This window comes from Rhizobium sp. M10 (assembly GCF_002531955.1).
GTDB classification, from domain to species: domain Bacteria; phylum Pseudomonadota; class Alphaproteobacteria; order Rhizobiales; family Rhizobiaceae; genus Rhizobium; species Rhizobium etli_C.
On sequence record NZ_NWTA01000005.1, the window covers coordinates 326902 to 351370 of the forward strand.

At 62.0% G+C, this 24469-nt stretch carries 25 protein-coding genes; 21 read left to right on the plus strand and 4 right to left on the minus strand.

Annotation, left to right across the window (positions count from 1 at the left end):
- Genes CO671_RS11130 through CO671_RS11140 form a run of 3 tightly spaced genes read left to right on the plus strand, consistent with a single transcriptional unit; the run spans window position 1 to window position 1398 of the window.
- Window positions 1-294, plus strand: a complete 294-nt coding sequence (locus CO671_RS11130; protein WP_064683805.1) for a YciI-like protein — start codon at window positions 1-3, stop codon at window positions 292-294.
- A 3-nt stretch (window positions 295-297) separates the two neighbouring features.
- Window positions 298-729: an EVE domain-containing protein gene (locus tag CO671_RS11135; RefSeq protein WP_097605946.1), complete on the plus strand. Its 432-nt coding sequence runs from the start codon at window positions 298-300 to the stop codon at window positions 727-729.
- A gap of 6 nt (window positions 730-735) precedes the next feature.
- Window positions 736-1398 carry a methyltransferase gene (locus CO671_RS11140; protein ID WP_097605947.1) on the plus strand — a complete coding sequence of 221 codons (663 nt, stop codon included), beginning with the start codon at window positions 736-738 and terminating at the stop codon, window positions 1396-1398.
- Here CO671_RS11140 and CO671_RS11145 read toward each other — a convergent pair.
- Window positions 1385-1900 (minus strand): hypothetical protein, encoded by a 516-nt coding sequence (locus tag CO671_RS11145; RefSeq protein WP_097605948.1) that lies wholly within the window; start codon window positions 1898-1900, stop codon window positions 1385-1387. The genes CO671_RS11140 and CO671_RS11145 overlap by 14 nt on opposite strands.
- 313 nt (window positions 1901-2213) lie before the next feature.
- On the opposite strand from CO671_RS11145, the gene sdhC reads away from it, so the two are divergent.
- The 17 genes from sdhC (at window position 2214) to lpdA (ending at window position 19898) form a co-directional block, all read left to right on the plus strand.
- Window positions 2214-2609, plus strand: coding sequence for a succinate dehydrogenase, cytochrome b556 subunit (gene sdhC / locus CO671_RS11150; protein WP_097605949.1), 396 nt, complete (start codon window positions 2214-2216; stop codon window positions 2607-2609).
- 10 nt (window positions 2610-2619) lie between these two features.
- The gene (sdhD, locus tag CO671_RS11155; RefSeq protein ID WP_010028649.1) at window positions 2620-3000 is read left to right on the plus strand and encodes a succinate dehydrogenase, hydrophobic membrane anchor protein; all 381 of its coding nucleotides are present in this window, start codon (window positions 2620-2622) and stop codon (window positions 2998-3000) included.
- Between the two features lie 7 nt (window positions 3001-3007).
- Window positions 3008-4849 (plus strand): succinate dehydrogenase flavoprotein subunit, encoded by a 1842-nt coding sequence (gene sdhA / locus CO671_RS11160; protein ID WP_097605950.1) that lies wholly within the window; start codon window positions 3008-3010, stop codon window positions 4847-4849.
- An 18-nt stretch (window positions 4850-4867) separates the two neighbouring features.
- Window positions 4868-5647, plus strand: a complete 780-nt coding sequence (locus CO671_RS11165) for a succinate dehydrogenase iron-sulfur subunit (RefSeq protein ID WP_088677571.1) — start codon at window positions 4868-4870, stop codon at window positions 5645-5647.
- Window positions 5648-5652: 5 nt separating this feature from the next.
- Window positions 5653-6471 (plus strand): nucleotidyltransferase domain-containing protein, encoded by an 819-nt coding sequence (locus CO671_RS11170; protein ID WP_010034454.1) that lies wholly within the window; start codon window positions 5653-5655, stop codon window positions 6469-6471.
- A 138-nt stretch (window positions 6472-6609) separates the two neighbouring features.
- Window positions 6610-7128 carry a protease inhibitor Inh/omp19 family protein gene (locus tag CO671_RS11175; protein WP_097605951.1) on the plus strand — a complete coding sequence of 173 codons (519 nt, stop codon included), beginning with the start codon at window positions 6610-6612 and terminating at the stop codon, window positions 7126-7128.
- Window positions 7129-7208: 80 nt separating this feature from the next.
- Entirely contained in the window at window positions 7209-8372 is a 1164-nt protein-coding gene (gene zapE / locus CO671_RS11180) for a cell division protein ZapE (protein ID WP_097605952.1), read from the plus strand.
- A gap of 174 nt (window positions 8373-8546) precedes the next feature.
- Entirely contained in the window at window positions 8547-9509 is a 963-nt protein-coding gene (mdh, locus tag CO671_RS11185; protein ID WP_010034465.1) for a malate dehydrogenase, read from the plus strand.
- 34 nt (window positions 9510-9543) lie between these two features.
- Window positions 9544-10737: an ADP-forming succinate--CoA ligase subunit beta gene (sucC, locus tag CO671_RS11190; RefSeq protein ID WP_077992130.1), complete on the plus strand. Its 1194-nt coding sequence runs from the start codon at window positions 9544-9546 to the stop codon at window positions 10735-10737.
- Between the two features lie 18 nt (window positions 10738-10755).
- Window positions 10756-11658, plus strand: a complete 903-nt coding sequence (gene sucD, locus CO671_RS11195; RefSeq protein ID WP_010028330.1) for a succinate--CoA ligase subunit alpha — start codon at window positions 10756-10758, stop codon at window positions 11656-11658.
- A 171-nt stretch (window positions 11659-11829) separates the two neighbouring features.
- Window positions 11830-14814, plus strand: a complete 2985-nt coding sequence (locus CO671_RS11200; RefSeq protein WP_097606007.1) for a 2-oxoglutarate dehydrogenase E1 component — start codon at window positions 11830-11832, stop codon at window positions 14812-14814.
- A 15-nt stretch (window positions 14815-14829) separates the two neighbouring features.
- The gene (locus CO671_RS11205; RefSeq protein ID WP_010028355.1) at window positions 14830-15138 is read left to right on the plus strand and encodes a YciI family protein; all 309 of its coding nucleotides are present in this window, start codon (window positions 14830-14832) and stop codon (window positions 15136-15138) included.
- 40 nt (window positions 15139-15178) lie between these two features.
- Window positions 15179-16441, plus strand: coding sequence for a 2-oxoglutarate dehydrogenase complex dihydrolipoyllysine-residue succinyltransferase (odhB, locus tag CO671_RS11210; RefSeq protein ID WP_097605953.1), 1263 nt, complete (start codon window positions 15179-15181; stop codon window positions 16439-16441).
- Window positions 16442-16452: 11 nt separating this feature from the next.
- Window positions 16453-17097 (plus strand): DUF4241 domain-containing protein, encoded by a 645-nt coding sequence (locus CO671_RS11215; RefSeq protein ID WP_097605954.1) that lies wholly within the window; start codon window positions 16453-16455, stop codon window positions 17095-17097.
- Window positions 17094-17624, plus strand: coding sequence for a hypothetical protein (locus tag CO671_RS11220; RefSeq protein WP_097605955.1), 531 nt, complete (start codon window positions 17094-17096; stop codon window positions 17622-17624). Before CO671_RS11215 ends, CO671_RS11220 begins: the two co-directional genes overlap by 4 nt.
- Window positions 17621-18373: an SDR family oxidoreductase gene (locus tag CO671_RS11225; protein WP_097605956.1), complete on the plus strand. Its 753-nt coding sequence runs from the start codon at window positions 17621-17623 to the stop codon at window positions 18371-18373. The genes CO671_RS11220 and CO671_RS11225 overlap by 4 nt, the downstream gene beginning before the upstream one ends.
- Before the next feature lie 118 nt (window positions 18374-18491).
- Window positions 18492-19898 (plus strand): dihydrolipoyl dehydrogenase, encoded by a 1407-nt coding sequence (gene lpdA / locus CO671_RS11230; protein ID WP_097605957.1) that lies wholly within the window; start codon window positions 18492-18494, stop codon window positions 19896-19898.
- Window positions 19899-20052: 154 nt separating this feature from the next.
- Here lpdA and CO671_RS11235 read toward each other — a convergent pair whose 3' ends face one another.
- The 3 genes from CO671_RS11235 to CO671_RS11245 form a co-directional block, all read right to left on the minus strand.
- Window positions 20053-21087 carry a TraB/GumN family protein gene (locus tag CO671_RS11235; protein ID WP_097605958.1) on the minus strand — a complete coding sequence of 345 codons (1035 nt, stop codon included), beginning with the start codon at window positions 21085-21087 and terminating at the stop codon, window positions 20053-20055.
- A 115-nt stretch (window positions 21088-21202) separates the two neighbouring features.
- Window positions 21203-22279 carry a TraB/GumN family protein gene (locus CO671_RS11240; protein WP_097605959.1) on the minus strand — a complete coding sequence of 359 codons (1077 nt, stop codon included), beginning with the start codon at window positions 22277-22279 and terminating at the stop codon, window positions 21203-21205.
- Window positions 22280-22440: 161 nt separating this feature from the next.
- The gene (locus CO671_RS11245; RefSeq protein ID WP_097605960.1) at window positions 22441-23376 is read right to left on the minus strand and encodes a tyrosine recombinase XerC; all 936 of its coding nucleotides are present in this window, start codon (window positions 23374-23376) and stop codon (window positions 22441-22443) included.
- Between the two features lie 139 nt (window positions 23377-23515).
- Between CO671_RS11245 and CO671_RS11250 the strand changes: the two genes are divergently transcribed.
- On the plus strand, window positions 23516-24466 hold the full coding sequence (locus CO671_RS11250; RefSeq protein ID WP_097605961.1) for a GNAT family N-acetyltransferase: 951 nt from the start codon (window positions 23516-23518) through the stop codon (window positions 24464-24466).
- Window positions 24467-24469 lie beyond the last annotated feature (3 nt).

Sequence of the window (24469 nt, forward strand, 5' to 3'; positions counted from 1 at the left end):
ATGCTTTTCGCCCTGCTCTGCAAGGACAAGCCGGGACATCTGAACGTCCGCATGGAGACGCGGCCGACGCATCTTGCTTATCTCGACAAGCTCAATGCCGAAGGCAAGCTCTCGATGGCCGGCCCCTTCCTCGACGACGAGGGCAAGGCCTGCGGCAGTCTGGTGCTCGTCAAGGCGGAGACGGCGCAGGAGGCAAAGGCGCTCGCCGATGCCGACCCCTACGCCCAGGCCGGGCTGTTCGAAAGCGTTGAGATCAAGCCCTTCAACTGGGTCTTCAACAAGCCGGAGGCTTAAAGCATGGCGCATTGGCTCTATAAGTCCGAACCTGCCTCCTGGTCCTGGGAGCAGCAGAAGGCCGCCGGCGATAAGGGCACGGAATGGACGGGCGTGCGCAATTATCTGGCGCGCAACAATATGCGGGCGATGCAGATCGGCGACAAGGGCTTCTTCTACCATTCCAATGACGGGCTGGAGATCGTCGGCATCGTCGAAGTCTGTGCCCTGTCGCATCCCGATTCTACCGCCAAGGGCGATCCGAAGTGGGATTGCGTCGACATCCGCGCCGTCATGGACATGCCGAAGCCGGTGACGCTGAAGGACGTCAAGGCGAGCGAGAAGCTTGCCAAGATGTCGCTCGTCACCTCCATGCGTCTTTCCGTGCAGCCGGTGACCGACGACGAATGGGCCGAGGTCTGCCGCATGGGCGGGCTCGACAATCCGCCGCGCTGACGACCTTTGAAAACCGATCCGGAAGCCTTCATCCGCGCCAATACCAGTCTGATGGCGCCGCCGCATGTGCCGGAGATTTCGCTCCATCTGGCAAGCGAGGCGCATGAGCTCTGGCTGAAGACGGAGGAGGAGCTGGAAGCCATCGGCCTGCCGCCGCCCTTCTGGGCTTTTGCCTGGGCGGGCGGGCAGGGATTGGCGCGCTACATCCTCGATCATCCTGATATGGTGCGCGGCAAGCGCGTGCTGGATTTTGCCAGCGGCTCCGGCCTCGTCGGCATTGCGGCTGTCATGGCCGGCGCCCGGGAGGTGATGGCAGCCGATATCGATCCCTGGGCGCAGACGGCGATCCGGCTGAATGCAGAGGCCAATCATGTCGCGCTCGGATTCACCGGCGCCGACCTCGTCGGTGCGAGCGTCGAGGCGGATATCGTGCTTGCCGGCGATGTATTTTACGACCGCGGCTTCGCCGACGCACTTATTCCCTGGTTCGCGAGGCTGGCTGGCGAGGGAAAACCGGTGATGGTCGGCGACCCCGGGCGCAGCTATCTGCCTCGGGACCGGCTGGAATTCTGCGCAGCCTATCAGGTGCCGGTGACGCGGGCGCTGGAGGACAGCGACATCAAGAAGACGACGGTGTGGCGCTTCGCGTCAGCTCTCAAGGCCGGATGACGCAGACATTGGCTTCGTATGAGCAGGGATCGTCCTGCACGGCGACGTCGATGATTTTCGCCTTCGGGGTCAGCGGCTCCAGCCGCACGTTCGGATAGAACCCGTAGCCGTCGCCGCCGACATAGGTTCCGCCATCGGCTTGATAGACGTAGGCGGAGCCGGAATAGGTGCCGCCGCTATCCCAGCCCGGCGCCTGCGGCGCGAGGATGACGAGGCTGTCGTGCACCGTGCGATGTGTCGCCGCTGACGAGAGCCGCGTCAGTATCGGCATCCTGATCCTGCCGGGCCGGCGGCCGTAAGCATGGTCGAAACGGATGCCGCGATCGCGCCAGTTCGCACGTTCATCGCGCCAGGTCGCACGTTCACCGAGAAACATTCCGCCATGGAACACGTGGCGGTGGCCGGCAAAGCGATAGTCATGGCGGCGCTCGCCTGCTGTGGCCGGGAATGCGGCAAGCGCGGCGAGCGCAAGCAGGATGACTGGGGACAGACTGCGGAACATGGCGCCGAACTCCCAAAATCCAATCGTTAACAAATCGTTAACGCCAGATTGCGCCAAAAGCCGCGGCTTGTCCAATCAAAGGGGAGGCGCGGCGTAAATATTGAGCGCGAAAGCCCAGTTTCGCTAGCCCGCAAACTTCCCGGTAACCCGAATCGATTAAATTAAAAGCAGACAGCGATTGTGCTTGTCGTCGGGCTTTCCGGTGAGTAAACGTCGCAATTGATGCAACGCACACAGAGAATTTTGTCATTCGTGTGGTTGACTGAGCATGCTCCGAAATCCGGGAGCGCAGAGAAGCCGCCGCGAGGTTCTGATGGCGAACGTGACAAATAACCGGCCCTTGTCGCCGCATTTGCAAGTCTACAAACTTATTCCCACCATGGTCATGTCCATCGTCCACCGCATTACCGGTGGGGCGCTCTATGTCGGCACGCTGCTCGTCGCCTGGTGGCTGATCGCGGCGGCAAGCGGCCAGAGTTCCTACGACTGGGCCAACTGGGTGCTCGGCAGCCTTCTCGGCAAGCTCGTGCTGCTCGGCTACACCTGGGCATTGCTGCACCACATGCTCGGCGGTTTCCGCCACCTCATGTGGGATCTCGGTTACGGCTTCGAGAAGGAAGTCTCGACCAAGCTTGCCATCGCCAACATCATCGGGTCGCTCTGTCTGACCGTGCTGGTCTGGGTGATCGGCTTCCTCATTCGCTTCTGAAGGTCCTCTCATGGATATGCGCACCCCCCTCGGCAAGGTTCGCGGGCTCGGCTCCGCCAAGGAAGGCACCAGCCATTTCTGGCGTCAGCGGCTGACCGCCGTCGCCAATATTCCGCTGATCCTGTTCTTCGTCATCTTCATGATCGCCTATGCCGGCGCCCCCTATGCGGATGTGGTTCGCGCCCTGTCGAACCCCTTCGTTGCCGTCGTCATGGGCTTGATGGTGATCTCGGGCGTCATCCATATGAAGCTCGGCATGCAGGTCATCATCGAAGATTACGTGCATGGCGAGTTCGGCAAGATCGCTCTGCTGATGCTGAACACGTTCTTTGCGATCGTGATTGCCGGCCTCTGTCTCTTCGCCATTCTGAAAATCGCATTCGTAGGATAAGCTCGATATGGCACCGACTTCACCCGCCCAGAACGGCAAGGCCTACAATTATGTCGACCACTCCTATGACGTGATCGTCGTCGGCGCCGGCGGCGCCGGCTTGCGCGCCACGCTCGGCATGGCCGAGCAGGGTTTCCGCACCGCCTGCATCACCAAGGTGTTCCCGACCCGCTCGCACACGGTTGCGGCACAGGGCGGTATCGCCGCCTCGCTGCGCAACATGACCCCCGACAGCTGGCAATGGCACCTCTACGACACCGTCAAGGGCTCCGACTGGCTCGGCGACGTCGACGCCATGCAGTATCTGACCATGGAAGCGCCGAAGGCGGTCTATGAGCTCGAACATTACGGCGTGCCGTTCTCGCGCAACGAGGAAGGCAAGATCTACCAGCGCCCGTTCGGCGGTCATATGCAGAATTACGGCGAAGGCCCGCCGGTGCAGCGCACCTGCGCCGTCGCCGACCGGACCGGCCACGCCATCCTGCACACGCTCTACGGCCAGTCGCTGCGCCACAATGCCGAATTCTTCATCGAGTATTTCGCGCTCGACCTGATCATGTCGGAAGACGGCAGCCGCTGCACCGGCGTCGTCGCCTGGTGCCTCGATGACGGCACGATCCATCGCTTCGCCGCCAAGATGGTGGTGCTGGCGACCGGCGGCTACGGCCGCGCCTATTTCTCGGCGACCTCTGCCCATACCTGCACCGGCGACGGCGGCGGTATGGTGGCGCGCGCCGGTCTGCCGCTGCAGGACATGGAATTCGTGCAGTTCCACCCGACCGGCATTTACGGTTCGGGCTGTCTGATCACCGAGGGCGCACGCGGCGAAGGCGGCTACCTCGTCAATTCCGAGGGCGAACGCTTCATGGAGCGTTACGCGCCGTCGGCCAAGGACCTTGCCTCGCGCGACGTGGTTTCACGCTGCATGACGCTCGAGATCCGCGAAGGCCGCGGCGTCGGCAAGAACAAGGATCACATCTTCCTGCACCTCGACCATCTCGATCCGGCCGTGCTGCACGAGCGGCTGCCGGGCATTTCCGAGAGCGCCAAGATCTTCGCCGGCGTCGACGTCACGCGCGAGCCGATCCCGGTCCTGCCGACCGTCCACTACAATATGGGCGGTATTCCGACGAATTATTGGGGCGAAGTGCTGAATGCCGACGGCGCCAATCCGGAGCGGATCATCCCCGGCCTGATGGCGGTGGGTGAGGCAGGCTGCGCCTCGGTGCACGGCGCCAACCGTCTCGGCTCCAACTCGCTGATCGACCTCGTGGTCTTCGGCCGCGCCGCTGCGATCCGCGCCGGCGAGGTCATCGACCGCGCAGCGCCGATCCCGCATCTCAATGTCGCCGCCTGCGATAAGATCATGGACCGCTTCGACGGTCTGCGCTACGCCGGCGGTGGCACGCCGACGGCTAACCTGCGCGAGAAGATGCAGCGCGCCATGCAGGAAGACGCCGCCGTCTTCCGCACCCAGGAATCGCTGGAATCCGGTTGCCGGCGCATCTCGGCGATCTGGCAGGAAATGCGCGACATCAAGGTCACCGACCGCTCGATGGTCTGGAACTCGGATCTGGTGGAGACGCTGGAGCTGCAGAACCTGATGGCCAACGCCATCACGACGATCTACGGCGCCGAGGCCCGCAAGGAGAGCCGCGGCTCGCATGCCCGCGAGGATTATACCGAGGGTGCATTCGCCGGCCGCGACGACGTCAACTGGCGCAAGCATACGCTTGCCTGGGTCACCGAGGCAGGCGACGTCAAGCTCGATTACCGCCCGGTTCACACCGACCTGATCGCGGAAGGCATCGATCCGCACAAGATCGAGCCGAAAGCCCGCGTCTACTGATTTCAAGAGGAACCTGGTATGGTTGAACTCGCTCTCCCCAAGAATTCTCAGATGCGCGAAGGCAAGGTCTGGCCGAAGCCGGCGGGTGCGACGAACACCCGCGAGTTCCGCGTCTACCGCTGGAGCCCGGATGACGGCCAGAACCCGTCGATCGACACCTTTTACATCGATGTCGACGATTGCGGCCCGATGGTGCTCGACGGCCTGCTCTACATCAAGAACAAGATCGACCCGACGCTGACGCTGCGTCGGTCCTGTCGCGAGGGCATCTGCGGCTCCTGCGCGATGAATATCGACGGCACGAACACGCTGGCCTGCACCAAGGGTCTCGACGATATCAAGGGCGCGGTGAAAATCTATCCGCTGCCGCATTTGCCGGTCGTCAAGGATCTGGTTCCGGATCTCACTAACTTCTACGCCCAGCATCGTTCGATCGAGCCCTGGCTGAAGACGGTGTCGCCGGCGCCGGCCAAGGAGTGGAAGCAGAGCCATGAGGACCGGCAGAAGCTCGACGGCCTCTATGAATGCATCCTTTGCGCCTGCTGCTCGACCTCCTGTCCGAGCTACTGGTGGAACGGCGACCGTTATCTCGGCCCGGCCGTCCTGCTGCAGGCCTATCGCTGGCTGATCGATTCCAGAGACGAGGCGACCGGCGAACGCCTCGACAATCTCGAGGATCCGTTCCGCCTTTATCGCTGCCACACGATCATGAATTGCGCGCAGACCTGCCCCAAGGGCCTCAATCCGGCCAAGGCAATCGCCGAAATCAAGAAGATGATGGTCGAGCGCCGGGTCTGATCGCCGTGCATGCCGATGGCGGAATAGACGGCTTCGATCCAGAAGCCGTCAGAGAGATCAGGTCACGGCTCGCCTCGGTCCGCGAGCAGGGCATCCGTATCGGTTTTGCGATCGAAAGCGGCAGCCGCGCCTGGGGGTTTCCATCTCCCGACAGCGATTATGACTGCCGTTTCGTCTATATCCGTCCCGTCGAACATCATCTCGCGCTTGCTTCGGTGCGCGATGTCATCGAGTTTCCGATCGTTGGCGATATCGATACCGGCGGCTGGGATCTGCGAAAGGCGCTGCTGCTTGCCCTCAAGGGAAACGCAGTGGTGGTCGAATGGCTGAAATCGCCGATCGCTTATGAAGAGGAAGCGGGTTTTCGCTCGCGTCTCGGTGCGCTGCTTGATCTCATCATGGTGCCGGAAAAGGTCGCTGCCCATTATGTCGGGCTCATGCGGCAGCATTTTCAGAGCCAGGGCGAGGGGGCGATTAAGCTGAAGAAGCTGCTTTACACCGTGCGCCCGGCCGTCGCGCTCGAATGGATGCGGCAGCGTTCGTTTCGCGCGCTGCCGCCGATGAATATGCTGGAGTGCCTCGAGGCGATCTCGATCGCTCCCGATGTTCGAACGGCGATACTTGATCTCGTGCATGTCAAGAAACAGACGCGCGAAATGGGGGAAGGTCAGCCGCCAGTGCTGGTGCGATCCTTTCTGGAGAGTTCGTTCGAGCGTTATTCGCAGATATTGCGGGAGTTCGACAAGGATCCGGACAGAGATCAGCGCGCGCAACACCTTGCTGACAAATTCTATGTGCAGGAAGTTTTGCAGCGGGACAGTTGAACTGTATCGTTTTTCGGTTAGTTGTTGTCACGGGCAATTTATGCCGCCCGACTTGATTAACCAAAGCGAATTACGATAATCGGATCTTGTCTCAAGCCCGTTTCTCTGCGGCGACAGCCGAATTTCAGGAGTATGATGATGCAGTTGCGATATGCGATGACAGGTCTGGTGGTGGCTCTCGCGCTAGCCGGTTGTCAGCGTACGGCATATGATTACAGCTCCAACTCTCCCAGCGCCGCGCCGGCGCCGCTGACGGCGCAGCCGGTTCCCTCCGTGCAGGGCGGACAGCTTCCGCCGCCGACCGGCAGCTCGCAGTTCCCGGCGGCGCCGGCGTCGACATCGCCGATGCCGGGTGCCCAGCCGGGCGCGGTCGCCGCGAGTGCGCTCGACGTCACGAAGGAATCGATGGTCGGAAACTGGCGCGTCAACGGCAGCTGCGACATGTTCCTGACGTTGACCAATCTCGGCAGCGGGTCGCGCGGCGGCACGCGCGGCTGCGTCGGCGAATTGACGGCGATGGGCTCCTGGGAAGTCGCAGGCAAGCAGGTGCTGCTCAAGGACCGTTCGGGCAACCAGATCGGGAGCGTCTACAAGACGGCCGACAACCGCTTCCAGGGCCAGACGAATACCGGTCAGCCGATCAGCCTCAGCCGGTAATTAACCGGCGCGGTAATCAAACCGGCGCGGTAAACGATCCGGCGGCGCCCCGCCGATGACCGACAGGCGGACATGCCCTTATGCAGCCAATGCCAGATTATGCGCTCAGCGTCTGCGAACAGCTTAAATCGCTGACGCTTTCGGGTGCTTTGCAGGTCGATTCCGCCCAGATGGATGTGGCCAAAAGCCTGGATCGGGTGCTCGCCGGGCTGAAGCAGCAGCGACCGGCGGCGAAATCGAGCGCGCTCGGCTGGCTGTTCGCCTCGAAGAAGAAAGCCGTCGGCGGCATCAAGGGGCTTTATATCCACGGCAGCGTCGGACGCGGCAAGACCATGCTGATGGACATGTTCTTCTCGATGGCGCCGTGCCGGAAGAAGCGGCGGGCGCATTTCCATGAATTCATGGCGGATGTGCACAATCGTATCGCCGCGCACCGGCTGAAGCTCAAGAATGGCGAGACGAAGCAGGCCGATCCGATACCGCCGGTGGCCGCAGCCCTTTACGAGGAAGCAGAACTGCTCTGCTTCGATGAATTCACGGTCACCGACATTGCCGACGCGATGATCCTGTCGCGGCTGTTTTCCGAACTCTTCGCGCGGGGATGCGTGCTGGTCGCGACGTCGAATGTCGAGCCGGACAATCTCTACAAGGACGGTCTCAACCGCGGCCTGTTCCTGCCCTTCGTCGCGTTGCTCAGGCAGCATGTCGATGTCGTCACCCTGGATTCGCCGACCGATTACCGGATGGAGAAGCTGAACAGCCAGCCGGTCTATCTGGTACCGATCAACGAACATAACGACATGGCGATGGAGGCGTCCTGGACGCAGGCGCTGCATGGGCGCAAGGCGCAGCCGCTCGATATTCCGATGAAGGGGCGCGCCATCCATGTGCCGCTCGCCGCCGACCGCATGGCGCGGTTCTCTTTCGCCGATCTTTGCGAGAAGCCGCTCGGTGCGGCCGACTTCCTGGCCATCGCCAAACGCTTCGATATCGTCTTCGTCGATCACGTTCCCCTGCTCGGACCAGAAAAACGGAACCAGATCAAGCGCTTCATCATTCTGGTCGATACGTTCTACGATCACGCCGTACGGCTTTATATATCGGCGGCGGCGATGCCGGAGGGCCTGCTCGTCGGCCGCCGGGGCACCGAAGGCTTCGAATTCGACCGCACGGCGTCGCGTCTCTTCGAAATGCGCAGCGCCGAATATCTTGCGCTGCACCATGACAAACGCGCCGCCGAGTAACAATCAAGTGACAAATATTCTTACGTTTACGTAAGAATTTTAGTATCTAAACGATTGAAAACGCTACATCAAAATTAATGGATTGCCATTTTTGGGCTTTGGGTCTATGCGATTGCGTCATTGAGCGGTGCCTCAGCGTCGTTCGACGAATTTGATCGCAAAGGAAACAGCGAAATGGCGCGTAACAAGATCGCACTCATTGGTTCTGGCATGATTGGTGGCACGCTGGCGCATCTCGCCGGCCTGAAGGAACTGGGCGATATCGTCCTCTTCGACATTGCCGACGGCATTCCCCAGGGCAAGGGCCTCGATATCGCACAGTCCTCCCCGGTCGAAGGCTTCGACGCCAATCTGACCGGCGCCAGCGACTATTCCGCCATCGAAGGCGCTGACGTCTGCATCGTCACTGCCGGCGTTCCGCGCAAGCCGGGCATGAGCCGCGACGATCTTCTCGGCATCAACCTCAAGGTCATGGAGCAGGTCGGCGCCGGCATCAAGAAGTATGCGCCGAATGCCTTCGTCATCTGCATCACCAACCCGCTCGACGCCATGGTCTGGGCGCTGCAGAAGTTTTCCGGCCTTCCGGCCAACAAGGTTGTCGGCATGGCCGGCGTTCTCGACTCTTCGCGTTTCCGCCTCTTCCTCGCCAAGGAATTCAACGTCTCCGTTCAGGACGTGACGGCCTTCGTTCTCGGCGGCCACGGCGACACGATGGTGCCGCTCGCCCGCTATTCGACGGTCGGCGGCATTCCGCTCACCGACCTCGTCACCATGGGCTGGGTCACCAAGGAGCGCCTGGAAGAGATCATCCAGCGCACCCGTGACGGCGGCGCCGAAATCGTCGGCCTGCTGAAGACCGGCTCGGCCTATTACGCGCCGGCCGCCTCGGCGATCGAGATGGCCGAATCCTACCTCAAGGACAAGAAGCGCGTTCTGCCCTGCGCTGCCCATCTCACCGGCCAGTACGGCGTCAAGGACATGTATGTCGGCGTTCCCACCGTCATCGGCGCCGGCGGCGTCGAGCGCGTCATCGAGATCGACCTCAACAAGACCGAGAAGGAAGCCTTCGACAAGTCCGTCGGCGCCGTCGCCGGTCTTTGCGAAGCCTGCATCAACATCGCGCCTGCCCTCAAGTAATCGGCGCTGAAGTCATCGAAACAGGGATAAACCCATGAACATTCATGAATATCAGGCCAAGGCTCTGCTGAAGGGCTATGGCGCACCGGTTGCTGAGGGTGTGGCTGTCCTCAAGGTCGAAGAGGCCGAGGCTGCCGCCAAGTCGCTTCCCGGCCCGCTCTATGTGGTCAAGAGCCAGATCCATGCCGGTGGCCGCGGCAAGGGCAAGTTCAAGGAACTGTCGCCGGAAGCCAAAGGCGGCGTGCGTCTCGCCAAGTCGATCGACGAAGTGGTTGCCCACGCCAAGGAAATGCTCGGCAATACGCTGGTGACGGCGCAGACCGGCGAAGCCGGCAAGCAGGTCAACCGTCTCTACATCGAAGACGGCGCCGACATCGCTCGCGAGCTTTATTGCTCGCTGCTGGTCGACCGCTCGGTTGGTCGCGTCGCCTTCGTCGTTTCCACCGAAGGCGGCATGGACATCGAAGCTGTCGCCCATGACACGCCCGAAAAGATTCAGACGATCGCCATCGATCCGGAAGCCGGCGTGACGGCTGCCGACGTCGCAGCGATCTCCAAGGCGCTGGCGCTCGAGGGTGCCGCTGCAGAAGACGCCAAGTCGCTCTTCCCGGCGCTCTACAAGGCCTTCAACGAGAAGGATATGGCGCTGCTCGAGGTCAATCCGCTGATCGTCATGAAGGATGGCCATCTGCGCGTTCTCGACGCCAAGATGTCGTTCGACGGCAATGCGCTCTTCCGCCACGACGACGTCAGGACGCTGCGCGACGAGACCGAAGAGGACGCCAAGGAAATCGAGGCCTCCAAGTGGGACCTCGCTTATGTCGCGCTCGACGGCAATATCGGCTGCATGGTCAACGGCGCAGGCCTTGCCATGGCGACGATGGACATCATCAAGCTCTACGGCAAGGAGCCGGCCAACTTCTGCGACGTCGGCGGCGGCGCCGGCAAGGAGAAGGTCGCTGCGGCCTTCAAGATCATCACTGCCGATCCCAAGGTCGAGGGCATTCTCGTCAACATCTTCGGCGGCATCATGAAGTGCGATGTCATCGCCGAGGGCGTTATTGCCGCGGTCAAGGAAGTCGGCCTCAAGGTTCCGCTCGTCGTGCGCCTTGAAGGCACCAATGTCGAGCTCGGCAAGAAGATCCTGAACGAGTCGGGTCTCGCGATCACGGCGGCTGACGACTTGGACGATGCGGCCAAGAAGATCGTCGCGGCGATCAACGGCTAATTTGAAGGATCGGAAAGAATGTCTATTCTCGTCAATAAAGACACCAAGATCCTCGTTCAGGGTCTGACCGGCAAGACCGGAACCTTCCACACCGAACAGGCGCTTGCCTATTACGGCACGCAGATGGTCGGCGGCATCCACCCGAAGAAGGGCGGCGAAACCTGGACCGGCGCAAAGGGCGAAAGCCTGCCGATTTTCGCAACCGTTGCCGAAGGCAAGGAAAAGACCGGCGCCGACGCGACCGTCATCTATGTTCCGCCGGCCGGTGCGGCCGACGCCATCATCGAGGCGATCGACGCCGAAATCCCGTTCATCACCTGCATCACCGAAGGCATTCCCGTCATGGACATGGTGCGAGTCAAGGCGCGCCTCGACCGCTCCAAGTCGCGCCTACTCGGCCCCAACTGCCCGGGCATCATGACGCCGGAAGAATGCAAGATCGGCATCATGCCGGGTTCGATCTTCCGCAAGGGTTCGGTCGGCATCGTCTCCCGTTCGGGCACGCTGACCTATGAAGCGGTGTTCCAGACCTCCAACGAAGGCCTCGGCCAGACGACGGCCGTCGGCATCGGCGGCGACCCGGTCAAGGGCACCGAGTTCATCGACGTGCTTGAGATGTTCCTCGCCGACGAAGCCACCCAGTCGATCATCATGATCGGTGAAATCGGCGGCTCGGCAGAAGAAGACGCTGCGCAGTTCCTCAAGGACGAAGCCAAGAAGGGCCGCAAGAAGCCGATGGCCGGCTTCATCGCCGGCCGCACGGCGCCGAAGGGCCGCACCATGGGCCATGCCGGCGCCGTGGTATCCGGCGGCAAGGGCGATGCGGAATCGAAGATCGCGGCGATGGAATCGGCAGGCATTCGCGTCTCGCCGTCTCCGGCCCGCCTCGGCAAGACCTTGGTGGAAGTCCTCAAGGGCTAAGCCAGCCATATAGACCGGGCGGAAGAACGGCATCTGCGTTTCCGCCCGGTATGACAAGCACGAGACCAGCAGATGCGCCGCGGACAGGCGGCAATCGGAATGCGGCAGCCGGTGACGAAGCCGGCAAATTCATCAAAGTCAGGAGGCGGACGGAAGCGTCCGCATATCACCATGGCACGGCAAGAAGCCAACGAGCAGTTTCAGATCACCTCGTTTCTGGATGGCGCCAACGCGGCCTATATCGAGCAGCTCTATGCGCGCTACGAAGAGGATCCGGCATCGGTCGACGACCAGTGGCGCGCCTTCTTCAAGGCGCTGGAAGAGGATCCTGCTGATGTGAAGAAGGCGGCCAAGGGAGCCTCCTGGCGCAAGAAGAACTGGCCGCTGCCGGCCGGCGGCGATCTGGTGTCGGCGCTCGACGGCAATTGGGGCATCGTCGAGAAGGCGATCGAAACCAAGGTGAAGGCGAAGGCCGAAGCCGCGGGCAAGCCCACTGATACCACCGACGTGCTGCAGGCGACCCGCGATTCGGTGCGCGCCATCATGATGATCCGCGCCTATCGCATGCGTGGCCATCTGCACGCCAAGCTCGATCCGCTCGGCATCGCCGCTGCCGTCGACGACTATCATGAGCTGTCGCCGGAAAATTACGGCTTCACGTCAGCGGATTACGATCGCAAGATCTTCATCGACAACGTGCTCGGCCTGGAATACGCGACCATCCGCGAGATGATCGAGATCCTCGAGCGCACCTACTGCTCGACGCTCGGCGTCGAATTCATGCACATCTCCAATCCGGAGGAGAAGGCCTGGATCCAGGAGCGCATCGAAGGGCCTGACAAGGGCGTGGCCTTCTCGGCCGAAGGCAAGAAGGCGATCCTTGCCAAGCTCATCGAAGCCGAAGGGTACGAGCAGTTCCTCGACGTCAAGTTCAAGGGCACCAAGCGCTTCGGTCTCGACGGCGGTGAATCGCTGATCCCCGCACTGGAACAGATCCTGAAGCGCGGCGGCCATCTCGGCCTCAAGGAAGCGGTGTTCGGCATGGCCCATCGCGGCCGTCTGAACGTGCTCTCCCAGGTGATGGGCAAGCCGCATCGCGCCATCTTCCACGAGTTCAAGGGCGGTTCCTATGCGCCCGACGAAGTCGAAGGTTCCGGCGACGTGAAGTACCATCTGGGCGCTTCCTCCGACCGCGAATTCGACGGCAACAAGGTGCACGTCTCGCTGACGGCAAATCCGTCGCATCTCGAAATCGTCGACCCTGTCGTCATGGGCAAGGCTCGTGCCAAGCAGGACATGAGCGCGACGGTATGGGAAGGCGACATCATTCCGCTGTCCGAACGCTCCAAGGTGCTGCCGCTGCTGATCCACGGCGACGCGGCCTTCGCCGGCCAGGGCGTCATTGCCGAAATACTCGGCCTGTCCGGTCTGCGCGGCCACCGTGTCGCCGGCACCATGCACGTCATCATCAACAACCAGATCGGCTTCACCACGAACCCGGCCTTTTCGCGCTCGTCGCCCTATCCGTCTGATGTCGCCAAGATGATCGAGGCGCCGATCCTGCACGTCAATGGCGACGATCCGGAAGCCGTGGTCTACGCCGCCAAGGTTGCGACCGAATTCCGCATGAAGTTCCACAAGCCGGTTGTGGTCGACATGTTCTGCTATCGCCGCTACGGCCATAACGAAGGCGATGAGCCGTCCTTCACCCAGCCGAAGATGTACAAGGTCATCCGCGCCCACAAGACGGTGCTGCAGCTTTATGCAGAGCGTCTCGTTCGCGAAGGCCTGCTCACGGATGGCGAAGTCGAAAAGATGAAGGCCGACTGGCGTGCGCATCTCGAGCAGGAGTTCGAGGCCGGCCAACACTACAAGCCGAACAAGGCCGACTGGCTGGACGGCGAGTGGTCGGGGCTGCGCACCGCCGACAATGCCGACGAGCAGCGCCGCGGCAAGACGGCGATGCCGATGAAGACGCTGAAGGAGATCGGCCGCAAGCTGTCGGAGATCCCGGCCGGCTTCAATGCGCACCGCACGATCCAGCGCTTCATGGAAAACCGGGCCAACATGATCGCCACCGGCGAGGGCATCGACTGGGCGATGGCCGAAGCGCTCTCCTTCGGCGCGCTCTGCCTCGAAGGCCACAAGATCCGCCTGTCCGGCCAGGATTGCGAGCGTGGCACCTTCTCGCAGCGCCACTCGGTTCTCTACGATCAGGAGACCGAGGAACGTTACATTCCGCTCGCCAATCTTTCGCCGACGCAGGCCCGCTACGAAGTCATCAACTCTATGCTGTCGGAAGAGGCCGTGCTCGGCTTCGAATACGGCTACTCGCTCGCTCGCCCGAATGCGTTGACGCTGTGGGAAGCGCAGTTCGGCGATTTCGCCAACGGCGCGCAGGTGGTCTTCGACCAGTTCATCTCGTCGGGCGAGCGCAAGTGGCTGCGCATGTCGGGCCTCGTCTGCCTGCTGCCGCACGGCTATGAAGGCCAGGGTCCGGAGCACTCCTCGGCTCGCCTGGAGCGCTTCCTGCAACTCTGCGCGGAAGACAATATGCAGGTCGCCAATGTCACGACGCCGGCGAACTACTTCCATATCCTGCGCCGGCAGGTGAAGCGCGACTTCCGCAAGCCGCTGATCCTGATGACGCCGAAGTCGCTGCTGCGCCACAAGCGGGCGGTTTCGACGCTCGCCGAACTGGCCGGCGAATCGGCTTTCCATCGCCTGCTCTGGGACGATGCGGAGGTGATCAAGGACGGCCCGATCAAGCTGCAGAAGGACAATAAGATCCGCCGCGTCGTCATGTGCTCCGGCAAGGTCTATTACGATCTTCTCGAAGAACGTGAAAAGCGCGGTATCGACGATATCTACCTGCTGCGCGTCGAACAGCTTTACCCGTTCCCGGCAAAGGCGCTCATCAACGAGCTGTCCCGCTTCCGCAACGCCGAAATGGTGTGGTGCCAGGAAGAACCGAAGAACATGGGCGCATGGTCGTTCATCGACCCCTTCCTCGAATGGGTGCTTGCCCATATCGATGCGAAGTACCAGCGCGTCCGCTATACCGGCCGTCCGGCCGCCGCCTCGCCGGCGACCGGCCTGATGTCGAAGCATCTGTCACAGCTCGCCGCATTCCTCGAGGATGCCTTGGGCGGTTAAATCAAGGGGGGCGCGATGGCTTACTTCTTTCTGAGACTGCTGCCGCCGCGCCCCACTTTCCCGCATGACGGGACGGCGGAGGAAATGGCGGCGATGAAGCGTCATGTCGAATACTGGCATCGTCAGGCCTTTGCGGGATCGGCAATCGTCGTCGGTCCCGTGTTCGAGGGCGAAGGCGCCTTCGGCATGGCGGTCGTCGAAGTCGAGGATCAGGCGGCGGCGCAGGCTCTTGCCGACGGCGACCCGATCATCGCTTCCGGTTTCGGTTTCCGTTTCGATATCCTGCCAATGCCCTCGATCATCTTGCGGCCGCCCGCCGTCTGAAACGCTTAAAACGAACACACACGAAATCAGGATCTGAACAATGGCCACAGAAATCCGCGTTCCAACTCTCGGTGAATCCGTCAGCGAGGCAACCGTCGGCACCTGGTTCAAGAAGGTCGGCGACGCCATCAAGGCCGACGAGCCGATTCTCGAGCTTGAAACCGACAAGGTGACCATCGAAGTTCCGGCACCGGTCTCCGGCACGCTTTCGGAAATCGTCGCTGCCGCCGGCGAAACCGTCGGCCTCGGCGCGCTGCTCGGCCAGATCGCCGAAGGTGCCGTCGCTGCCGCCGCGCCGGCTGCTGCTGCACCGGCCGCCGCTCCTGCCCAGCCAGCGCCGGCTGCTCCTGCTCAGCCGGCACCGGTTGCCGCTGCGGCTGCAGCGTCGTCGAGCGCTTCCGTCTCCAGCATGCCGCCGGCCCCGGCGGCTGCCAAGATGCTGGCCGAAAGCAATCTCTCCGCCGACCAGATCGACGGCAGCGGCAAGCGCGGCCAGGTGCTGAAGGGTGATGTCATTGCCGCCGTCGCCAAGGGCATTTCCGCTCCGGCAGCCCCGGCGGCAGCGCCCGCCGCAGCGCGCGGCCCGTCGACGGTCGAGGATGCATCGCGCGAAGAGCGCGTGAAGATGACGCGCCTGCGCCAGACGATCGCCAAGCGCCTCAAGGATGCGCAGAACACCGCCGCCATGCTGACCACCTATAACGAGGTGGACATGAAGGCGGTCATGGACCTGCGCAACAAGTACAAGGACATCTTCGAGAAGAAGCACGGCGTCAAGCTCGGCTTCATGGGCTTCTTCACCAAGGCGGTGACGCATGCCCTGAAGGAACTGCCGGCGGTCAATGCCGAGATCGACGGCACCGACGTCATCTACAAGAATTACTGCCATGTCGGCATGGCCGTCGGTACCGACAAGGGCCTCGTTGTTCCTGTCATCCGCGATGCCGACCAGATGTCGATCGCCGAAATCGAGAAGGACCTCGGCCGTCTTGCCAAGGCAGCCCGTGACGGCTCGCTCTCCATGGCCGACATGCAGGGCGGCACCTTCACCATCACCAATGGCGGCGTTTACGGCTCGCTGATGTCCTCGCCGATCCTCAACGCACCGCAGTCCGGCATTCTCGGCATGCACAAGATCCAGGAGCGGCCGGTTGCGATCGGCGGCCAGGTGGTCATCCGTCCGATGATGTATCTGGCGCTTTCCTACGATCACCGCATCGTCGACGGCAAGGAAGCGGTCACCTTCCTCGTGCGCGTCAAGGAAAGCCTGGAAGATCCGGAACGCCTGGTTCTCGATCTCTAAGGAGCTTTCCCATGCGGAACCGGATGATGCGAGCGGCGCGCCTTGTTCTTTGCGCTGCCGCCGCGCATGCCCCGGTTTCCGCATCGGCGGCCGGCTGGGACGTTAGCAAGGCCAGCAGCAATTTCGAGCTGGTGACGCTCGGTGACGCCGAGCTTTCCGGACGATCGATCGGCGTGATCCATATGGGCAATGTCGAGCTGACCTCGGGGCGCATCGTCGCCGCCGATCCGCTCGCCCAACCCGATCGGCCGGCACTCGCAAGAACGGTTGCACCGGGCGACTATCCGGTGACGCTCTACCAGGCTTTCGGGCGGATCGCCGCCGCCGGCATGCGGTTTGCCGAGGGTAAGCCGGATCATTGGGAACTCGCCGTCCTGCCCGGACAAGATCTGGCGACGCTGAAGGACGACGACGCCGACATCAATTATTACGATGACGTACTGGCTGCGGATCTCGATGCCAACAAGGGCCATTATGCATTGCACCGGCCGATGGCCGGCAAGAGGGGCAATGTCGCGGTGTTCTGGAGCGGCTGGGGCGATGGTTTCTATCCTGTCTTCTGGGGCCTCGACAAGGATGGCCGCCCGCTGGCGCTGTTGACGGATTTTGGTGTGATCGAGAATGCTGACGGACGGCGAGAGCCGAAGGTGCAATGAGCGGGACGATCGGGATCATGGCAGGACGGAAAGGCGTGGCTACGATTGCAGCCGCCGCATTTTTCGCTATTCCGGTTGCCGCGTTCGCTATTGATTGCAAACAGGAGCAGGCCGTCTACACCGACCGTGACGGCGCCTATGAACTGCGCTTCGCGCCGCTGAATTCTTCCTCGGCAGCCGCCAGCAACCAGTTCAAGGTGAGCGCGGTCAACATATCGGTCGTCATGGAAGGCTATGTCATGCCGTCGGAGGATCCGGTGCGCGCCATCGGCATCCTGATGTTCAACTGTCCCGAGGGCGATGTGACCGGCGCCGATCTCGACGCCTGCACGGTCTGGCAGGGCGCCGTCTACGGCATGGATGCCAAGGGCGAGATGGACAATCTGCAGCCGGAGGGCGCTGCGGCCGCCGAAAAGCTGGTGCTCCCCGGGCTTGGTCCCGCCATTCGCGAATCCAGCGCCTGGGGCGAGGGCAAGGCTTCGGTGGCGCCTTGGGATGTGCTGACATTCAAGGAGTGTGCGACATGAGCGATACACCTGTTGTTCTCGTCACCGGCGGAAGCCGGGGCATAGGCGCGGCCGTCTGCCGCCTTGCCGCACGCCAGGGCTGGCGTGTCGGGGTGAATTATGCCGCCAACCGCGAAGCGGCGGATGCCGTCGTTGCCGCGATCACCGAAAGTGGTGGCGAAGCCGTGGCGATCCCGGGTGATGTCGGCAATGCTGCCGATATCGCCGCGATGTTTTCGGCGCTTGATCGTCAGTTCGGACGGCTCGACGGACTGGTCAACAGTGCCGGCATCGTCGACTATCCGCAGCGGGTCGACGAGATGTCGGTCGAGCGGATCGAGCGCATGCTGCGCGTCAATGTGACCGGCTCGATCCTCTGCGCCGCCGAGGCCGTGCGCCGCATGTCGCGCCGATATGGTGGGCAGGGTGGGGCGATCGTCAACGTCTCGTCGATGGCGGCAGTCCTCGGTTCGGCGACGCAGTATGTCGATTACGCGGCCTCGAAAGCGGCGATCGACACCTTCACCATCGGGCTTGCGCGCGAGGTCGCCGCGGAAGGAATTCGCGTCAATGCCGTCAGGCCCGGCATCATCGAAACCGATCTCCATGCATCCGGTGGGTTGCCGGACCGGGCGCGCGAATTGGCGCCATCGGTCCCGATGCAGCGGGCCGGCATGCCGGAGGAGGTGGCGGATGCAATCCTCTATCTGCTGTCACCGTCGGCGTCCTATGTCACCGGCTCGATCCTCAATGTGAGCGGCGGCCGTTAGAAAGACAGGGCGAAATCAACATGACCTACATCTTCGAATTCCTCGGCCTGATGGCCGTCTCCCGCCTCGCGCTGTCGCGCGCCGCCGACTAATTGAAAAATCCAAAGGGAAAGAAGCAATGTCTTACGATGTGATCGTTATCGGAACCGGCCCGGGCGGCTATGTCTGCGCCGTCAAGGCAGCCCAACTCGGCCTCAAGGTCGCCGTCGTCGAAAAGCGCGCGACCTATGGCGGCACCTGCCTGAACGTCGGCTGCATCCCGTCGAAGGCTTTGCTGCATGCCTCCGAAATGTTCCATCAGGCCGGTCACGGCATGAGCGCGCTCGGCATCGACATTCCGGCGCCGACGCTCAACCTCGCCAATATGATGGCGCACAAGGATGCGACAGTGAAGTCGAATGTCGACGGCGTCGCCTTCCTCTTCAAGAAGAACAAGATCGATGCCTTCCAGGGCACCGGCAAGATCGTCTCGGCCGGCAAGGTTGCCGTCACCGCCGAGGACGGCCAGGTGCAGGAGATCGAAGGCAAGAACATCGTCATCGCCACCGGCTCCGATGTCGCCGGCATTCCCGGCGTGCAGGTCGAGATCGATGAGAAGACCATCATTTCCTCCACCGGCGGCATCGCGCTGGAAAAGGTGCCGGAAACGCTGATCGTCGTCGGCGGCGGCGTCATCGGCCTCGAGTTGGGCTCGGTCTGGTCGCGCCTTGGCGCCAAGGTCACGGTCGTCGAATATCTCGACACCATCCTCGGCGGCATGGACGGCGAGGTCTCCAAACAGTTCCAGCGCATGCTTGCCAAGCAGGGCATCGATTTCCATCTCGGCGCCAAGGTCACCGGCGTCGAAAAGGGCGATACGGGCGCCAAGGTCACCTTCGAGCCGGTCAAGGGCGGCGATAAGGTGACGCTCGACGCCGAGGTCGTTTTGATCGCGACCGGCCGCAAGCCTTATACGGCAGGTCTCGGCCTCGAAGAGGCCGGCGTTGCGCTCGACAATCGCGCCCGTGTCGAGATCGACGGTCGCTTCAAGACCAATGTCGCCGGCATCTATGCGATCGGCGATGTGGTCAAGGGTCCGATGCTGGCGCACAAGGCGGAAGACGAGGGCGTGGCGCTTGCCGAAATCCTCGCCGGGCAGCATGGCCATGTGAACTACGATGTCATTCCGAGCGTCGTCTACACGCAGCCCGAGATCGCCTCGGTCGGCAAGACCGAGGAAGAGCTGAAGGCGGCGGGTATCGCCTACAAGGTCGGCAAGTTCCCGTTCACGGCGAACGGCCGCGCCCGCGCGATGCTGGCGACCGACGGCTTCGTCAAGATCCTCGCCGACAAGGACACCGACCGGGTGCTTGGCGGCCATATCGTCGGCTTCGGCGCCGGCGAGATGATCCACGAGATTGCCGTGCTGATGGAGTTCGGCGGTTCGTCGGAAGACCTCGGCCGCAGCTGCCACGCCCATCCGACGATGTCGGAAGCGGTCAAAGAAGCTGCGCTCGCGACCTTCTTCAAGCCGATCCACATGTAATCTTATATTCGTAACGAGGCGTTCAGCCGCTTGCCGCGAGGCAGGCGGCTGTTTTGATTGTGGCGGATCGCTAAATTTAGGCGCGCTTGCCCATCAGTTCTATTGGGAAATTATTGTGCTGCGACCGATGACACTCGGCTGAGCGCCTGCCCCCTCAGTTCACCGCGGTGACGGTGAAGCCCTGCTTGCGCAACAATTCGACCAAACCCTCGCCGCCCGGCAGGTGCGCTGCTCCCACCGCGATCATTGTGCGCCCGTTGTCGAGATAAGGCTTTGCCCGTTCCGCCATGACCTTGTTTCGATCGGTTATCAACCGGCTCTCGAGTGCTTTTGCGGCAGCCTGATCTGTCGAAACGAACTCGATCAGCGAGAAGATCATTCCGACTTTGCCTTGGTCGTATAGGTCGATCATCGTCTCGGTTATGTCATCCATACCATTGGGAAGTGCCAGCAACTCCCGCAGATTTTGAAGCATGAAATTGTCCGGGACATCTGACATGGCTTCAAATTGCTCGGCCGGCGTTTCCAGGCCGACCAGACGGATACCATCATTGAGCGCGTCGAGGGCAAGAGCCTCGTCCAGGACCTTAAAGCCCTTTGCGCTGCGCCTGATATCGCAACCTCGTGTCTGCAGACCCATATAGATGAACCATGGCCGCATCTTCGCCATCAGGTTCATATTGATCCCCCTTTTCTTCAAGCCGGCAGCGACGTCACTGGTTGCATCAGGGGGCAGGATATGATCGAGCGTTTGGTCGCCCTGAAGCGTCGTCAGTTCGGGATGCTTCAAAATTTCGATCGCAAGTTTTTCTGGCTCTGCGACTTCCGCCAGCTCGACGGTCAGAGTGTCGACGGCACCATAGGCCTGGTAAAATCCTACCGGCATATCCAACACACGGGGATCGCTCACATGCATCGTGCCGAGCAGCCAGGAAGGCTCGACACCTGATTTTTCGATTTTCCAGAAAATCGCGTTGCCGTTCGGTATCGTCTCGGCTCTCTCAATGGCTTTTTCGAAACGAACCGGATCTTCCCTTTTCAATTGGGCGAAAAGGTTCTTGCCCGAGCAGGCCAGCTCGTCATCCGCCAGGGCATGCGAAAAGGAAAATATCGTCAGCACCGCCGCCATGATGAGCAGCGGGCCGTTCGCGAACGCTCTCGAGGTGAAAAGCATATTGTGCCTGGGCATTGAAAACTCTTCTTCTTGGGAGAAAAGGCTGCAAATGCCGCCATGTGACGTATGCAAACTGAGGTTGTCAATCTCGACGAGCTGCCATTGCGGCTGACTATTCGGGCAACATGCTTCAGTTCACCGCAGTCACCGTAAAACCCTGCCTGCGCAGCAGTTCGATGACGCCGCTCTGGCCGGGCAGGTGCAGGGCGCCGACGGCCATGAAGACGTTGCCGCCGTCGAGAATGGGAGCGGCGCGCTCGGCCATCACCTTGTTGCGATCGAGGATGACGCGCTGTTCGAAGGCGGCGTAATCGCCGGCCTCGTCTGCATTCGCCTGCGTCACTGTCTTCAGCATCGGCATTGTCATGCCGATATCGCCGGAGAGGTAGAGATCGGTCATCGTTTCGACGACGTCGCTCATCTTGTCGCCGAGTTCCAGCGTCTCGATCAGCGACTTCATATGGAATTCGACCGGCAGGTCGGCCATGGCCTGGATCTGTTCGGCAAGGGTCTCCAGCCCCTTGACCTGCTTGCCCTGAGCAACGGCGTCGGTGGCGATCTTCTGGTCGAGGAACTGCACGCCCCTGGCCTTGCGGGCGAGTTCGCAGGCCGGAAGCGCGACGGCGCTCGAGATCATCCATGGCCGCATGCGGGAGACGGCGCTGAGGGGGATGCCGCGCTTCTTCAGGCCGGCTTCCAGCCGCTTGTAGTCCTCGGCAGACAGCAGCTTGTCGATCGTCGTGCCGTCGGTGAACATCGTCAGCTCCGGCCGCGCAAGCAGGGCGGCGGTCGCCTTGCGTTGATCGAGGATCTCGTCGGATTCGATGATGATCGTATCGGCGGCGTCGTGGGCTGTCTTGGCGCGCGGCGGCAGAGCCAGCACGCGCGGATCGGTGACATGCATGCTGCCAAGCAGCCATGACGGCGCAAGCCCTGCTTTTTCGATCTTCCAGAAGATGCCCTTGCCGTTCGGCACGGCCTCGGCTTCCTTGACCGCCTCGGCGTAGCGGGCGGGGTCGCTCTGCTGCAGATCGATCATCAGATTGCGGCCGGTGCAGGCACCGTCTTCGGCCGACGCCGGCCGTGCCGCCAGGAAGGCGACGAACAGCGCCGCAAGAAGCAGCATGTGGAAGGCTGCAATCAACCAGAGCAGCAGGTTGCCGGATGCTGCGAGGAAAGAGGTCCGGCGGCCGATTGATGTCGTCATGATGATGTTCCGGTCACATGCCTTATGCTTCATGCTCTACGCTCGGCTTGCGCATAATCCTTTAAGAGAATGCGTTAACGAAAACTTAGCGCATCGCATTACGTCGGATTCATGGGCGCTGAGCTTGCCGATAGGCGGCGTGCCGCTGTCACAACCATGCATCAAGCGCGCGGATGGGCTCGATCATACACCTCCAGCAGCCGCGATGCATCGACGCCGGTATAGACCTGCGTCGTCGAGAGGCTGGCATGGCCGAGCAGTTCCTGGATGGTGCGCAGATCGCCGCCGCCGGCAAGCAGGTGGGTGGCGAAGGAGTGGCGAAGCGCATGCGGTGTTGCCGTCTCCGGCAGGCCGAAGGCGCTGCGCAGCTTCTGCATGGCGCGCTGGATGATCGCCGCCTGCAGCTTGCCGCCGCGGGCGCCGCGAAACAGCGGCGCGTCGCTTTCGAGATGATAGGGGCAGAGCGCGCGATATCTCTCGACCGCGTCGAATACCACGGGCAGCAGCGGAACCAGTCGCGTCTTGTTGCCCTTGCCGGTGATGCGGAGCGTCGCCGCCCCCGTCGGCAGGTCGGCAGGAACGAGATCCAGCGCCTCGGAGATGCGCAGGCCGCAGCCGTAAAGCAGCGTCATGACCGCCGCATCGCGCGCGGCGATCCAAGGCTCGTCATGCAGCTGGGCTTCGTTGCTGACGACGGTGATCGCCTGCGTGTCCGACAGCGGCTTGGGAAGCGACTTCGGCTGTTTCGGCGAGCGGATCGCGGCAGCACCGGCGGCATTGACCAGGCCCTTCTTTTCGAGATGGCGCAACAGTGAGCGAAGGCCGGCCAGGTTGCGCCCGAGCGAACGGGCGCCGGAGCCCTGCTTGCGCCGCGCGGCAAGGAAGGCGCGAAAGTCGGCGGGGCGCAATTCCCGGATGTCGCTCAGCGTCACCGGGCCGGCGAGATGGCCGGTCAGGAAGGTCAGAAACTGGCGGGTGTCGCGCTCATAAGCATCGAGCGTATGCTCGGAAAGACGGCGTTCACGAGCGAGGTTTTCCAGCCACGCGGCGCGTTCCGCCATCAGGCGCGGGTCGGCGATAACAAGCAGTTCATTCACGTCGCTGGCCTTGAATTTGCCTTTAAGTCCGCCAATTTGAAGCAGGAACGGTTATGGAATTGCTAATGCCGGCCAAACCTTGTCATCCCTAGATCATATTCTACTGCGATAGCTTTATACCCCATAGACAGGATCTTTCATGGCACGGCGCGATTCCATGACGGCTTTCGGACAACTCGCGGAAGCGATCGCTCTTGTTTCACAGGGAAAGCCCGGTCATATCGTCGACACGCTGATTGCCGAACGCGGCCAGAGGATCGTCAAAAATCCGCTCTGGCCCGTCATGCGGCCGTTCCTCTACACGCTTCTGCGCTACAACAAGGCGATCGAATTCGCCAACGCGGTTGCCAAGATGACGGGCTTCCAGTCGTTCGAATATCTGAGCGGCGTGCTGAAGCTCGACATCGGCATCGCCAACGGCGAGCGCATCCCCGATACAGGCGGCTTCATCCTCGTCAGCAACCATCCGACCGGCATTGCCGACGGTGTCGCCGTATTCGACCTCCTGAAAACGCGCCGGCCCGACATGATGTTCTTTGCCAATCGCGATGCGATCCGCGTCAATCCGCGTTTTGCCGAGATGGTCATCCCGGTCGAGTGGCGGGAGGAGCATAAGAGCAAGCTCAAGGCGCGTGAGACGCTGCAATTGACCAACCACGCGGTGAGGGAAGGCAAGGCGACGGTGCTCTTTCCATCAGGCCGTATCGCCTATTGGGCGAACGGCCGGCTGAACGAGCGCCCATGGAAGACGTCGGCGGTCGGGCTGGCGCGCAAATACAATCTGCCGATCCTTCCCGTCCACATGACGGCGCGCAATTCCGGCCTGTTCTACTGGCTGGCGAAATGGTCGACGGAACTGCGCGACATGACGGTCTTTCATGAACTGCTGAACAAGCGCGGCGACCGTTTCGATTTCGTGATCGGCAATCTCATTCCGGCCGAACAGCTGGACGGCGACCTTAACGAGGTGACGAAGGCGCTGGAGAAACATACGGTGCACGACATGGCTGGCGATGGCGACGCAACCTTCGTGCCGGTCGGCCTCCAGGCCGCGCCGATGCCTCGCGAGCTTGCCGTTTCGGCAATCTAGATA